Raw genomic sequence first — 14,015 nt, forward strand, 5'->3', positions numbered from 1 at the left:
ATGGCGCTACTTGTTTCACAGCTGCAACTCTTGGCAGCAAAAGGCATGATTCGCCAGTTGGACTACCAATTTGCGCGTTTTATCCATCAGCAGTCTAACGATGACCACCTGGCGTTTATCGCTGGGTTGACCAGTGCAGAGCAGGCGAAAGGCAATATCTGTTTACCCCTTTTTGACGCCAATGGTCAAAAGGCGGATCTGGCACACAAGCTCGGTTTGTATGGCGAGGCAGCGCTGAATCTCAATCAGATCTTACATACATTTGATTGGGCTGCCCATTTAGTGAATTCGTCGTGGGTGGGGAGTGCGGGTGAGCCGCTTCCTTTGATGTTCGATGGTGAGCGACTCTACTTGCACCGTTTCTGGCATTATGAAACGACCTTATCCGAACGCTTATTGAGCTTTGGGTTACCGATGATCCTAAAGCCTGATGAGCAAGCGAAGTTGACCGAACTTCTTGATCATCTATTTGCGCGAAATTATCGCTATCTTTTTGACAATATTAGAAAAAGTCAGTCGGTAACCCCCGTCATAATTCAGCAATTAGTGTGTGACCATTTGGATGTGGTTACGCCTGATGAGCTCGATTGGGTTGCCATAGGCCAAATACTCCAGCAGGCCAAAACCGTGGCCGAGTTGTCTGCTTTAGATAAGCTCGTCCCCCAAGCGGTATGCGTCAGTTGGCAAAAGGTGGCGGCGGCGGTGGCGCTCACTCGTCGATTTGCTGTGATTTCTGGTGGACCCGGTACAGGCAAAACGACCACTGTGACCAAGTTACTCGCCGCCTTGATTGAGCAAGCAAAACAAGATCGCATCCATGGTCATGTGCCAACCATCAAATTGGTGGCGCCGACAGGAAAGGCCGCCGCGCGCCTGACTGAATCTATCGGCCAAGCGGTGGAGCAATTGGCGGTGAGTCCAGAGTTGAAAGCGGCCATACCGACACAAGCTAGCACCATTCACCGTTTGCTTGGCGCGATTCCAGACAGCGCCGAGTTTCGCCATCATCACGATAACCCTCTGCATTTGGACATTTTGGTCGTCGATGAGGCGTCGATGGTCGATCTCTCTATGATGCATAAGCTGGTGGATGCGATGCCCAAGCAGGCTCGGCTGATTTTACTCGGCGATAAAGATCAGCTTTCGTCAGTGGAAGCGGGCGCGGTATTGGGCGACATCTGCTCTTTCCATCAAGAGGGGTATAGCGCCTTGCAGGGCAAACTAGTCGCCCAACTGACAGGGTTTGATTCACTCGCGCATGAAGCAAGCGCCAGCCAATCAGGGATGGCGGACAGTCTCTGTATGCTGCAAAAGAGTTATCGATTTGATGCGCGCTCCGGGATTGGTCAATTGGCCAAAGCCATCAACTTGGGAGACGTAAGCAAGGTGGAGCAAGTTTGGCGGCAAGGGTTTGAGGATATAGCCAAATACCCTATCGACACAGAGCACTATCAACAGCTGATAAAATCTCTGGTGGAAGAGTATCGCGGCTACCTTGCTCTGTTAAATGAGGTGAATCAGGCGCAGGAAGATCTCAATACGCTCGCTCGCAACGCGTTATCGGCATTTGCACGTTGTCGTTTGTTGTGCGCCGTTCGAGAAGGGGACTTTGGTGTGCAAGGGCTCAATGCCCGTATTGAGCGCGCTTTGGCTGCGCGCAAGCTGATTCAGGTACAAGATGAGCTATGGTACCACGGTAGGCCCGTGATGGTGACGCGCAACGATCACGCGTTAGGCCTCTACAATGGTGACATCGGTTTGTGCATTCGTGATCCTGACGAAGAAGGGCACAAGCTGAAAGTCTTTTTTGAACTGCCAGATGGCAGCGTAAAGGCGGTGTTACCGAGCCGTGTGCCCGAACATGAAACCGCCTATGCGATGACGATTCACAAATCGCAGGGCAGTGAATTTGATCATACCTTGATGATTTTGCCACCGGAGTTTAGCCCTATCTTAACTCGAGAGCTCATTTATACTGGCGTCACTCGCGCTAAATCACGTTTAAGTCTGTATGTGGATGAGTCGGTGATGGCAAGAGGAATAAAAGTGCGAACGGTTCGGGCCAGTGGTTTGACACAGCGCTTGAAGGAAAAAGAGTAAGGTGAGAGAAGGGATGAGCAATCGTCCCTGATTGCTGGCTGCGCTTGGGCAGCGTCGAGCGCCGTCGGTTACAGCGCTTGCGTAAATGAGATGCTGCGAATCGCGTATTTTTCTTGGTAATTGAGGATAAACGCCTTCAACCCTTCTGTGACTGGGAAGACACAATGTACGTCGAGCCCGGCTAACAGTTCGTTGTCTGCCATATCCCAAAAACTTTGAATCGAGTTACAGATGATGGTTTTCATCAAGTTATATGCTCTTAGTATCGTGTTTATCTACTTCAAGCAATCCGTGCGACTTACGCCGAGTTCTCTCAGGTCGTAAGTGAAGGTAAGTCCATAGAGCCCCTGAATCGGGAGCGCAAATATTAACCAATTCAATATATTAAATAAAGTGCTTATCGATAAAAATCGATAGCTCGGTGGCTAACCTATTAAAATGGCTAATAATTTAGTTTTGAAAATCTTGGCAACTGCCGTTTTCCCCTTCATTCCTAATGAGAAAAACGGCAGTAAAAAATCAAAGTTTGATGCTTAATATCTTTGATTTGCGTTGATAGTTGTACAAATTCTGTTTTTGAGATGGTAGGCACTCAACGCCCATTTCGAAGAAACCTTGCTCCCTAAACCAGTGCAAACTGTGAGTGGTTAATACAAAAATCTTCTCAATTCCTTGTGCTTTGGATTGCAGTTTCATGTGGTTAAGTAACAGCAGGCCGCGGTTACCATCACGATATTCTGGATGAATCGCGACACAGGCCATCTCGGCCATTTTTTCCTGCGGGTAGGGGTAAAGCGCCGCACAGCCGATGATCAAGCCGTCTTTTTCTATGATGGTGAACTGATGAATCTCTTGCTCCAGTTGTTCACGAGAGCGTCTGACCAGTATGCCTTGCTCTTCCAGTGGCCTAATCAGCTCGAGTATCCCACCGATGTCATTGATGTCAGCCATTCGCACTTGCTCAGCGCTGGCATGAACGATCTGGGTACCGATACCATCAAGCGAGAAGAGTTCCTGAATCAGCGCGCCATCCACCTTATAACTGACCAAATGACTGCGTGGCACTCCAGCGCGGCAGGCTTTGGTGGCGGCACGCAAAAAACGCAGTGTCCCAGAGGTGTCGTCGCTGCTAGGGTTGGCTTCCGTTTCCAGTGAGGACAAAATGGCCTCGGCATCTTTAGGAAACAGCTCTGCCACGACATTGTCATTGGCATCAATGACCCCTTGCTCAGAACAAAAACCGATCAGCTTATCGGCTTTGAGCTTGATGGCGACTTGTGTAGCCAACTCTTCCGAGAGTAGGTTAAATGACTCGCCAGTCACTGAACTGGCGATCGGGCCAAGCAGCACAATGGAGCCATGGTCGAGCATGCGATTGATGCCTTCGACATCAATACGCCGAATGCGGCCACTGTGACAGTAGTCCACACCATCATCGACGCCCAACGGTTGGGCAATAATAAAGTTGCCGCTGACGACGTTGAGCTGTGTTCCCGCCATCGGCGTGTTGCTCATGCTCATGGAAAACTGCGCCGTGATGGCCAGTTGCAGTTGACCGGCGGCTTGCATCACGTAGCTCAAATGGGTTTCTTGCGTCACTCGTACTCCCTTGTGATAGGGGGTTTCGCTGTGATTGTGCTGCAAAATGTCGTTAATTTGTGGCCTTGCTCCATGGACGACGACGATTTTCACGCCCAGGCTATGAAGAAGAGCAAGATCACTGATAATATTCGGAAAATTTGCATCTGCGACGGCCTCGCCTCCGAGCATCACTACCATGGTTTTACCGCGGTGAGCATTGACGTAAGGTGCCGATTGTCTGAACCCTTTCACAAGGGCGGTATTTCGAATTTTCACAGAAGCGTCCAAAGTTACAAGTGAATGAGTATGTGGAAATATTGCAATTTTATTCTTGTTTCGGCAAGTGCTTTTCTTATCTCGAGCGGATTTTCTTGAGATGGAAAGCAAACAGTGACCTTGGCTAGACTCGCCAAAGTGCGCATTTTGGTCTAAGACTTACTATTAAGAGCAAGTTTGGAACCCATTCATGAAGAGTAACATCGACGCAAACGGCGCGATAAAAAACAAACTGAAAGAGCGCAGCTTCTTTTTGATGGCTGCCGGACTTGCGTTAGTGGTTGCGCTGCTGGGCACGCAGCTCTATCAATATTACTTACAGGTCACTTATCCTAAGTCTTTCCTTTACGGTACTTGGATTGAGCAAAATGTCGCGGGGTATGCGACGGATCGTTTCGTCCTCAATGAAAATGGTGTCGTGATCAACGGGCGGGTCGTGGATACCAATTTTGCCTTTGATGGTCAGTTCTTTGAATACCGTTTCGGTGATGACACCAAGCGCTTTCAGATCCTCAATCAAGAGTTCTCTGAAATGAAGTTGATTTCACAGCCTCATTATCAACCTATCTATCGTCTTGACGCCAAATACCAGCATAACATTCGCTAACGCTTTTTCGTTGCTATCGGCCAGGCACTTTGCCATGCTTAACGCCAACGACAATAAGGGAAAACCAACGTGCTCAAAAAAATCTTACCTCTGCTTGCGGCCGGTGTTTTGTTTGGCTGTGCTCAGTCAACCGATCGCGCTCAGCAGTATCTCGATGGCGAGTTGACCAATGTGCTCAATTCAGCCGATATAGTGGTGTCCGACAAACCACGAGATTTCACCGAATTTCATCGTCAGGCGGAGCAAGTGGTCATCAACTCACCAAGTATGGCTTCGCTCTATCAACCGCTTTATGACACGCTCAACGAGTGGGTTTTACTCAGTGGCGAGCCGACAGAGCTTGGCCAATACGGCATTCAGGCAGCGCAATTAGGGGGCGGGGATAAGCAGGGTAACGTGCTATTTACCGGGTATTTTTCACCAGTGATGGAACTTCGTCATCAACCGAATGATGTCTTTAAGTACCCAGTGTATGGCAAACCTGAGTGCAGCCAAGACTGCCCAACTCGCGCGCAAATCTATGCAGGCGCTTTGGAAGGACAAGGGCTCGAACTTGGGTATGCCGCGAATCTCATTGACCCCTTTTTGATGGAAGTTCAGGGCAGCGGTTTTGTCCATTTTGAAGATGACGACACGCTGGAGTATTTTGCCTACGGCGGTAAAAACAACAAAGCGTATGTGAGCATAGGTCGAGTTCTGATTGACCGCGGACTCGTGGCTCGCGAAAACATGTCGATGAAAGCGATCAAAGAGTGGGTGATGGCCAACGATGAAGCCACGGTGCGTGAGCTGTTAGAGCAAAACCCATCGTTTGTTTTCTTTGAGCCCCGCGCCGATGCGCCGGTGACCGGTTCGGCGGGTATCCCGTTATTGGCAATGGCGTCGGTGGCAGGGGATCGCTCCCTCTTTCCAATGGGTACGCCTATTTTAGCTGAAGTACCACTGCTCAACCCTGACGGCAGCTGGAGTGGTGCCCATCAACTTCGCTTGTTGATCGTACTCGATACTGGTGGCGCAGTGAAACAGAATCACCTTGATCTGTACCACGGCATGGGGCCGAGAGCCGGTATTGAGGCGGGCCATTACAAACACTTTGGCCGGGTGTGGAAACTCGGATTAGAAGGCAGCGCGACTGAAGCGCCTTGGGCCATGCCGCCAGAGAAGCGCGATTAGTGGCCGCTGGTTAGGGGGATCTTTCCCTTCGGCTAGTTAAGCGTTGGCTTGGCCAATTCTAGACATTTGAAACAAGAGTGCGTATAAATCGCACTCTTTCTATTTACTCATCACCAAATTTGTAGCGGAGAAGCCTTGCCATGCGCCAACTTGATACCCCCGCCTCGGACAGCTATAACCAACGTTTTGGCGGTACACGCCGACTCTACGGACAGAGTGAAGTGGAGATCCTGCGCGCTGCGCACGTGTGTGTTATCGGAATAGGCGGCGTTGGCTCTTGGGCTGTAGAGGCGTTGGCTCGCACAGGGATTGGTGAGTTGACCTTGATTGACATGGATGATGTCTGTGTGACCAACATTAATCGCCAGATTCATGCGATGTCAGGCACTGTTGGGCAGAGCAAAATTGAGGTCATGGCTGAGCGCGTCAAACTCATCAATCCAGAATGCAAAGTCAATTTAATTGATGACTTCATTACGCCAGACAATCAGCATGAGTACCTCAGCAAAGAGTTTGATTATGTGTTAGATGCGATTGATAGCGTCAAAGCAAAAGCGGCGTTGCTCGCCTACTGTCGCAGCAACAAAATCAAAGTGATTACGACGGGCGGTGCGGGTGGCCAGGTTGACCCGACTCAAATTCAAGTCGCAGACTTAACCAAGACCATTCAAGATCCGCTAGCGAAAAAGATCAAAGATACCTTGCGCCGACACCATAATTTCCCCAAAAATCCGCAGCGTAAGTTTGGCATCGATTGCGTCTTTTCCACTGAGCAGTTGAAGTACCCGCAAGCCGATGGCAGCGTGTGTGGGGTGAAGTCAACGGCAGAAGGGCCAAAGCGAATGGATTGCGCCAGTGGCTTTGGCGCCGCCACGGTGGTGACGGCCACTTTTGGTTTTGTGGCGGTCTCGCGTATTGTGGAAAAATTGATTCAGAAATATCGCTAATGAGTGGAAATGAAATGAGTGAAGCACCCTCCTCAGTGTTTGGCCAGACGATAACGGCGGACGATGTCATTCGAACTATGTCAGGATTAAAAGGCTGGGAAGATCGCTACCGACAAGTGATTCAGTGGGGTAAGCTACTCCCCGTGGTGCCTGATGCGCTGAAAAGTGAACAAGTGACGGTGTCAGGCTGTGAGAGCCAAGTGTGGCTGGTCTGCGAGCAGCACGACGGCGTGTGGACCTTTTGTGCCGATTCTGACGCTCGTATTGTACGTGGTTTAATTGCCCTCGTGATGGCGGCTTACAACCACAAAACAGCGCAGCAAATCCAACATTTTGATATGGATGAGTACTTTGAAAAGCTTGGACTTATCGCGCATCTAAGTCCTTCGCGCGGCAATGGGCTGAAAGCGATTGTGGAGCAAATTAAGCAAATCACCGCGGCGTAAATAGCATGTTCAATTAATAAACAAAGTGGAATTAACGCCTTAGGAAATACAGGGCTTTACAACGCTTGTTGTCGCTGAATAAAGGCTGTACAATTCGCGCCCTTAAATAATGTTCTGTCGTTTGTGAGGTTACATGAGCACTGAAAAAATCAATCTACTCGACTTCGATCGCAAGGGCTTGCGTGAATTTTTCGCTGAAGAATTAGGTGAAAAAGCATTTCGCGCCGATCAAGTTATGAAGTGGATCTACCATTTTGGTGTCGATGACTTCGACAACATGACCAACATTAACAAAAAGTTACGCGAGAAACTGCACGCGCGCTGTGAGATCAAAGCGCCGGTAGTCGCTGAGGCGCAACACTCTTCTGATGGCACCATCAAGTGGGCAATGAAGGTGGGCGATCAAGATGTCGAGACGGTCTACATTCCTGAAGACGATCGCGCGACCTTGTGTGTCTCTTCTCAGGTGGGCTGTGCACTGGAATGTAAGTTCTGCTCGACGGCTCAACAAGGGTTCAACCGCAACCTCAAAGTCTCAGAAATCATTGGTCAGGTATGGAGAGCTGCCCGTGAGATCGGCTTAGAAAAAGAGACCGGTCGTCGCCCGATTACCAACGTCGTGATGATGGGCATGGGTGAACCTCTGCTGAACATGAAAAACCTCATTCCAGCCTTAGAGATTATGCTAGATGATCTCGGTTTTGGTTTGTCTAAACGTCGTGTTACTGTCTCCACATCGGGTGTCGTCTCTGGCCTTGATCAGATGACAGGTAAGATTGATGTGGCGTTGGCGATCTCTTTGCACGCGCCGAACGATAAATTGCGCAGCGAAATCATGCCGATTAACGACCGATGGGATATCGAGGATTTTCTTGCGTCTGTGCGCCGCTACATTGCTTCTTCCAATGCCAACCGTGGCAAGGTGACCGTAGAGTACGTGCTATTGGATCACGTTAACGACGATATGGACCATGCGCGTGAATTGGCAGAGCTGATGAAAGATACACCATGTAAAATCAACCTGATTCCATTTAACCCGTATCCGGGCTCGCCTTATAAGAAGCCAAGCAACTCTCGCATTGATCGCTTCCAGAAAACCTTAATGCAGTACGATCACACCGTGACCGTGCGTAAGACGCGTGGGGATGATATTGATGCGGCGTGCGGACAGTTGGTCGGCGATGTCATTGACCGCACCAAACGTACTGCCATGTTAAAAGCGGCCAAAGGTGAAACCATCGAGGTGAAAGCCGTTTAACCGCATATTGAATACTTAAATGTACATGAATCCGGAGGCCAGAGCTTTGCTCTGGCTTTTTTATCGACAATTTGTAATCAGATGTTGCGTCTTAATGTCAATTTAAGGAAAAACCTTGAGCTGGCTGTGAATTATCACCTTTTGTCATGTTGTTTCATCTCTGATATAGATTAGAATTGAAAGTTAATGCTTTTGGTGGCTTCCTCACACTTTTGATGGCGTATATTGCCTCTTTGATGAGTTAGCTGCCCGGATACTTCGCCAATTCTGCCCCATTGCTACCAATAATGAATAACGAAAAGCACGCGCGGAAGAGGCCCTGCACTTAAAAGAGATGAATTCATAATGACTGCCGAACACGAAACGACAGAAACGACAGAAACCAATCAACCACAAGAACATATTGAAGCGGGTACACTACTTAAGCAAAAGCGCGAGCAGTTAGGATTAACGCAAAAGCAGATTGCCGATAGGCTTCGTCTTCGCCTCTCCATCATCGAAAACTTGGAAAAAAATGACTTCGAATCTGACCAAGTCGCTACCTTTACCCGCGGTTACCTTCGTTCGTACGCAAAGGCAGTGGGGCTAAAAGAGTCAGTCGTATTGGCTGCGCTCGATCACAGCGGCACCGCTCAGCATAAAGAGCAATCGATGCAGAGCTTTTCACGTAAAACCAAGCGAGAGAAGCACGACAGCCGCATTATGATTCTGACGTGGGGTATTTTTGCCGTGATTGCCGGGATCTCTTCCTTATGGTGGTGGCAAAATCAGCAGGATGACATGTTGGATTTGGGCCAATCTTCGGCGCAGGAAACCACGCAGCAGAGTGCAGACCCAAGCAGCAGTGATACCTTGGACTTTGTTTCGCTTGATGAGGCGATGCCAGATGAGCCTTCGCAAGAGACTCAAGAAACGATGGAACCTATCCTTAGTGAAGATTCCGATGTGAGCAGTATTGAGACGATCGAAAACACGCAAACTGAGATGTCGTCAGAGACTGAAATCATCCGTGAAGAGAGTGCGCTAGAGTCCCCAGCTGAAACAGTGACCGCATCAGACTCAACAGAACAAGCTGATGCGCCGCAAGAGAGCACAACGGATACGGCGGTTGCAGTGACGAACCGTCTAGAGATGAGCTTTAGCGATGATTGCTGGGTTCAGGTGAAAGACGCTAGTGGTAAAACCCTCGTGACCGGCATCAAAAAAGGTGGCGAGTCGGTTGAGTTGGATGGTCAGTCTCCTTACAGCGTGATTTTAGGTGCACCAGAAAACGTTTCAATGACATTAGCGAGTGAACCTGTCGACCTTTCTGGGTATACTTCAGGCAAAGTAGCAAGATTCACCTTACCTTAGACATTACTATGCAACACGAATCTCCTATCAAACGTCGCCCCTCGACTCGTATCTATGTGGGCGACGTACCTATTGGTGACGGTGCGCCGATTGCGGTGCAGTCGATGACCAACACTCGTACTACAGACGTTGACGCCACCGTGGCGCAAATTCGAGCCCTTGAAAATGTGGGTGCGGATATCGTCCGCGTCTCGGTGCCGACAATGGATGCTGCCGAGGCTTTCAAGCAGATCAAGCAGCAAGTGTCGATTCCGCTGGTGGCGGATATTCACTTTGACTACCGCATCGCACTCAAGGTTGCAGAATACGGCGTCGATTGTTTGCGTATCAACCCAGGTAACATCGGTAAAGAAGATCGCATTCGTGCGGTCGTCGATTGTGCAAGGGATAAAAACATTCCAATTCGTATCGGCGTGAACGGTGGTTCTCTGGAAAAAGATATCCAGATGAAATATGGCGAGCCGACCCCAGAAGCCTTGGTGGAATCGGCGATGCGTCATGTTGATATCTTAGATCGCCTCAACTTTGATCAGTTTAAAGTGAGTGTCAAAGCATCCGATGTTTTCCTTGCGGTGGATTCCTACCGACTGTTGGCGAAAAAAATCGATCAGCCACTACACCTTGGTATTACTGAGGCAGGCGGCGCGCGTGCGGGTTCAGTCAAATCTGCGGTTGGACTCGGCATGCTGCTGGCAGAAGGGATTGGCGATACGCTGCGCATCTCGCTTGCGGCGAACCCAGTTGAAGAGATCAAGGTCGGTTTTGATATCTTAAAATCGCTGCGCATCCGCTCTCGCGGGATCAACTTTATTGCGTGTCCGAGTTGTTCTCGCCAAGAATTTGATGTGATTGGCACCGTCAATGCACTAGAGCAGCGTCTTGAAGACATTATCACACCGATGGATGTTTCAATTATCGGCTGTGTGGTCAATGGACCCGGTGAGGCGGAAGTGTCGCATTTGGGCTTGGCAGGCAGTAACAAGAAAAGTGCCTTCTATGAAGATGGCAAACGTCAAAAAGAGCGATTTGATAACGATGATCTCGTGAGTCAACTCGAAGCGAAGATCCGCGCTAAAGCCGCGTTGATGGATTCGCAAAATCGCATTGATGTAAAAGTACAAGAGTAATAACTCTCAACCAACGATTACGGTAATTATTGTGGCAAAAACAATTCAAGCAATCCGAGGCATGAACGATTGTCTCCCAACTCAATCTCCACTGTGGCAAAAACTTGAAGCCGCAGTAAAAAACGTAATCAGCGCTTACGGTTACAACGAAGTGCGCATGCCGATTGTTGAGATGACTCATCTATTTAGCCGCGCGATTGGTGAAGTCACCGACGTGGTTGAAAAAGAGATGTACACCTTTGAAGACCGCAATGGTGACAGCTTAACCCTTCGCCCAGAAGGCACTGCGGGCTGTGTTCGCGCCGGCATTGAAAATGGCTTGCTCTACAATCAAGAGCAGCGCCTATGGTACATGGGCCCAATGTTCCGTCATGAACGTCCGCAGAAAGGTCGCTACCGTCAATTCCACCAGTGTGGTGTCGAAGTGTTTGGCTTAGATGGCCCTGACGTCGACGCAGAGCTGATCATGATGACGGCGCGTCTGTGGCGTGAGCTTGGTATTGATAAACATGTGCGTCTAGAGTTGAACTCGATTGGCTCTCTTGACGCGCGTGCTGAATACCGCAAAGCGTTAATCGAGTTTCTCACTCAGCATATGGATATTCTGGACGACGATTGCAAGCGTCGCATGCACACTAACCCGCTGCGAGTTTTGGATACCAAGAACCCAGAAATCCAAGCGGTACTCGGTGATGCCCCTCGTCTGTCTGACTACTTAGATGCAGACTCAAAGCAACATTTTGCCGGCCTTTGTGAACTTCTCGACGCAGCAGGTATCGAATACACAGTCAATGAGCGTTTGGTGCGTGGTTTGGATTACTACAACCGCACGGTATTTGAATGGATAACGGAAAGCCTTGGTGCGCAAGGTACGGTGTGTGGCGGTGGTCGCTACGACGGCCTGGTTGAGCAACTCGGTGGCAAGGCAACGCCTGCGGTTGGTTTTGCTATGGGCCTTGAGCGTTTGGTTCTGATGCTAGAAACCCTTGAGTTGACCGATGTGCGTCGCAGCGTCGATGTTTACATGGTCACCGCGGGTGAAGGCACCATGATGGCTGGAATGAAGTTGGCTGAGCAGTTGCGCGAGCAAGTGCCAGGGCTGCGAGTGATGAATCACTTTGGCGGCGGCAACTTTAAGAAGCAATTCAAGCGTGCGGACAAAGTGGGCGCAGCGGTGGCGCTGGTTCTCGGCGAGAATGAAGTCGCAGACAGCACGGTCGTCGTGAAAGATCTGATTGGTGGTACACAAGAAACGATCAGCCATGCCGATGTGGCGAGCAAACTAGCGCAGTTGGTATAACCCGATAACAGGAAGTGGCGACCTTTATGCGCCACTTTTTTCGATTTTAAGAGGACAGGAAGTGGAACTCTACGATTCTGAAGAACAACAAGTAGAAGCGATTAAAGATTGGTGGAAAGAAAATGGCAAAGCGGTCATTTTCGGTGCCGTCATTGGTTTGGGTGGTCTGTTTGGCTGGCGTTATTACCAAGACTCCGTCACAGCAGCTCAGGAAGCGGCCTCTGAGAGTTACACCACAGTGATTCAAGAGTTGGCAGCCAAAGGCGCAGATGCAACTGCTAACGTGCAAGGGTTTATTGAGGCGAATGGCGAGTCGCAATACGCGGTATTGGCGGCGATGCAATTGGCGAAAGCTCAGGTTGATGCAGGTAATTTGGATGAAGCACTAGCACAGCTCGAGTGGGCAAAATCGGCCACTAAAGACCAAGCGCTGCTGAGTGTCCTTCACTACCGAATTGCGCGTATTCAAGCTCAGCAAACAGACTTTGATGCGGCGATCTCAGAGTTGGCTAACATCAACGACGAAAGTTGGATGGGGCGCGTAGAAGAGTTGAAAGGCGATATTCTTTTACTCAAGGGTGATGAAGAAGGGGCATATGCCGCCTACACCCAAGCTCAACAGTCTGGCGAGCCAAGTCAGGCTCTGCAAATGAAGCTGGACGATCTCGCTAAGTAAGGATGCGCATGAAGACAATGCTCAATAAAGCACTCTCTACGGCGCTTGTTCTTGGTTTGCTTGCAGGGTGTGCTGGAGAGGAAGACACCATTATCATGGCGCCGACACCGGTTGTGGACAATGAGTTCACGACCAAGAGCGCATGGAGTGCGTCGGCAGGGAAAGGTGTGGGCATGTACTACTCGCAACTTTCACCCGAATACGCCTACGATAAAGTGTTTGTTGCCAGTCGTGATGGTGTGGTGAAAGCACTCAACCCTGAAACGGGCAAAGCGATTTGGCAAGCGGATCTGGAAAAAGAGGGCTCTGCACGTTTATCTGGTGGTATTACCGCCGGTTATGGTCAGCTGTTTATTGGCAGTGAAAATGGCCAAGTGATTGCCCTTGATGAAGAAACCGGTGCGCTCAATTGGCAGACCGCTGTCAAAGGTGAAGTGCTTGCTGCCCCTGCAGTAGACAGTAACTTAGTGATTGTTCATACCAGTGACGGTGTGCTGATCGCTCTCGATCAAGAATCGGGCGAGAGCAAATGGACCATCAGCACTGAAGTGCCGAACCTGACTCTGCGTGGTAACAGCGCGCCAGTGACGGTGTCTGGTGGCGTCTTCTGGGGAACGGCGAACGGTCGTTTGGCGGCAGCGATTGTCGAGCGTGGTCAATTGATTTGGCAGCAACCCATTGGTACACCGCAAGGGGCGACCGAAATCGATCGTTTGGTGGATGTTGATGCTTCACCACTGATTTTGGGCAGTACGCTATACATTGTCGGTTACAACGGGCAGTTGACCGCGATTGATCTGCGTTCAGGTACACCAAGCTGGAAGCGCAACTACTCTTCATCCACTGATATGGCGAGTGAAGGCAGTCGTTTATTCTTGGTGACTGATAAAGACCACATTGTCTCGGTTGATGCGCGCAGCGGTACTGAGCTATGGAGCAATGATCAGCTTGAGCACCGTTTGCTAACGGCGCCAGTCATGCTCAACGGTTACGTAGTCGTGGGTGATAGTCTAGGCTTCTTGCACTGGATTGATCGACGTACCGGCGAATTTGTTGCTCAGCAGCAATTAGATGACAGCGGCTTCGCGGTCTCACCTATCGCTGTGCCGGGTGGATTTGTCACGGTTACTCGCAATGGCGATGTAAAGAAACAGACGATCAACCCATAATC

At 49.9% G+C, this 14,015-nt stretch carries 13 protein-coding genes; 11 read left to right on the forward strand and 2 right to left on the reverse strand.

Going from position 1 to position 14,015, the window contains the following annotated elements; all coding sequences use genetic code 11:
* Positions 1–2,100 (forward strand): exodeoxyribonuclease V subunit alpha, encoded by a 2,100-nt coding sequence (gene recD, locus AC6R0S_RS17795; protein ID WP_500638472.1) that lies wholly within the window; start codon positions 1–3, stop codon positions 2,098–2,100.
* 68 nt (positions 2,101–2,168) lie between these two features.
* On the opposite strand, the gene AC6R0S_RS17800 is transcribed toward recD, so the two are convergent.
* Entirely contained in the window at positions 2,169–2,345 is a 177-nt protein-coding gene (locus AC6R0S_RS17800) for a hypothetical protein (RefSeq protein WP_334551325.1), read from the reverse strand.
* A gap of 274 nt (positions 2,346–2,619) precedes the next feature.
* Positions 2,620–3,957: an amino-acid N-acetyltransferase gene (gene argA, locus AC6R0S_RS17805; protein ID WP_500631507.1), complete on the reverse strand. Its 1,338-nt coding sequence runs from the start codon at positions 3,955–3,957 to the stop codon at positions 2,620–2,622.
* Positions 3,958–4,147: 190 nt separating this feature from the next.
* Here argA and AC6R0S_RS17810 point away from each other — a divergent pair, with 190 nt between their 5' ends.
* The 10 genes from AC6R0S_RS17810 to bamB all read left to right on the forward strand — a co-directional run bounded on the left by AC6R0S_RS17810 (position 4,148) and on the right by bamB (position 14,013).
* Entirely contained in the window at positions 4,148–4,564 is a 417-nt protein-coding gene (locus AC6R0S_RS17810) for a DUF2850 domain-containing protein (protein ID WP_334551322.1), read from the forward strand.
* A gap of 69 nt (positions 4,565–4,633) precedes the next feature.
* Complete coding sequence (gene mltA, locus AC6R0S_RS17815) at positions 4,634–5,737, forward strand: murein transglycosylase A (protein WP_500638473.1); 1,104 nt, start codon at positions 4,634–4,636, stop codon at positions 5,735–5,737.
* A 140-nt stretch (positions 5,738–5,877) separates the two neighbouring features.
* Complete coding sequence (gene tcdA, locus AC6R0S_RS17820) at positions 5,878–6,684, forward strand: tRNA cyclic N6-threonylcarbamoyladenosine(37) synthase TcdA (RefSeq protein ID WP_500631505.1); 807 nt, start codon at positions 5,878–5,880, stop codon at positions 6,682–6,684.
* A gap of 14 nt (positions 6,685–6,698) precedes the next feature.
* On the forward strand, positions 6,699–7,130 hold the full coding sequence (csdE, locus tag AC6R0S_RS17825; protein ID WP_500631504.1) for a cysteine desulfurase sulfur acceptor subunit CsdE: 432 nt from the start codon (positions 6,699–6,701) through the stop codon (positions 7,128–7,130).
* Between the two features lie 133 nt (positions 7,131–7,263).
* Positions 7,264–8,388: a dual-specificity RNA methyltransferase RlmN gene (gene rlmN / locus AC6R0S_RS17830; RefSeq protein ID WP_487901679.1), complete on the forward strand. Its 1,125-nt coding sequence runs from the start codon at positions 7,264–7,266 to the stop codon at positions 8,386–8,388.
* Positions 8,389–8,733: 345 nt separating this feature from the next.
* Positions 8,734–9,741, forward strand: coding sequence for a cytoskeleton protein RodZ (rodZ, locus tag AC6R0S_RS17835; RefSeq protein WP_500633753.1), 1,008 nt, complete (start codon positions 8,734–8,736; stop codon positions 9,739–9,741).
* 8 nt (positions 9,742–9,749) lie between these two features.
* Positions 9,750–10,868, forward strand: coding sequence for a flavodoxin-dependent (E)-4-hydroxy-3-methylbut-2-enyl-diphosphate synthase (ispG, locus tag AC6R0S_RS17840; RefSeq protein WP_334551312.1), 1,119 nt, complete (start codon positions 9,750–9,752; stop codon positions 10,866–10,868).
* 31 nt (positions 10,869–10,899) lie between these two features.
* Positions 10,900–12,168 carry a histidine--tRNA ligase gene (hisS, locus tag AC6R0S_RS17845; protein ID WP_500631502.1) on the forward strand — a complete coding sequence of 423 codons (1,269 nt, stop codon included), beginning with the start codon at positions 10,900–10,902 and terminating at the stop codon, positions 12,166–12,168.
* A gap of 61 nt (positions 12,169–12,229) precedes the next feature.
* On the forward strand, positions 12,230–12,844 hold the full coding sequence (locus tag AC6R0S_RS17850) for a YfgM family protein (RefSeq protein ID WP_500631501.1): 615 nt from the start codon (positions 12,230–12,232) through the stop codon (positions 12,842–12,844).
* Positions 12,845–12,852: 8 nt separating this feature from the next.
* Complete coding sequence (bamB, locus tag AC6R0S_RS17855) at positions 12,853–14,013, forward strand: outer membrane protein assembly factor BamB (RefSeq protein WP_500633754.1); 1,161 nt, start codon at positions 12,853–12,855, stop codon at positions 14,011–14,013.
* The last annotated feature ends 2 nt before the right edge of the window (positions 14,014–14,015 follow it).

Source organism: Vibrio sp. R15-SG3-ISO1B, from assembly GCF_059833835.1.

Coding starts and splice junctions, on each gene's coding strand:
- tcdA (WP_500631505.1), top strand. CDS start 5,878: ATGCGCCAACTTGATACCCCCGCCTCGGACAGCTATAACCAACGTTTT.
- AC6R0S_RS17810 (WP_334551322.1), top strand. CDS start 4,148: ATGAAGAGTAACATCGACGCAAACGGCGCGATAAAAAACAAACTGAAA.
- rodZ (WP_500633753.1), top strand. CDS start 8,734: ATGACTGCCGAACACGAAACGACAGAAACGACAGAAACCAATCAACCA.
- csdE (WP_500631504.1), top strand. CDS start 6,699: ATGAGTGAAGCACCCTCCTCAGTGTTTGGCCAGACGATAACGGCGGAC.
- bamB (WP_500633754.1), top strand. CDS start 12,853: ATGAAGACAATGCTCAATAAAGCACTCTCTACGGCGCTTGTTCTTGGT.
- recD (WP_500638472.1), top strand. CDS start 1: ATGGCGCTACTTGTTTCACAGCTGCAACTCTTGGCAGCAAAAGGCATG.
- rlmN (WP_487901679.1), top strand. CDS start 7,264: ATGAGCACTGAAAAAATCAATCTACTCGACTTCGATCGCAAGGGCTTG.
- AC6R0S_RS17800 (WP_334551325.1), bottom strand. CDS start 2,345: ATGAAAACCATCATCTGTAACTCGATTCAAAGTTTTTGGGATATGGCA.
- ispG (WP_334551312.1), top strand. CDS start 9,750: ATGCAACACGAATCTCCTATCAAACGTCGCCCCTCGACTCGTATCTAT.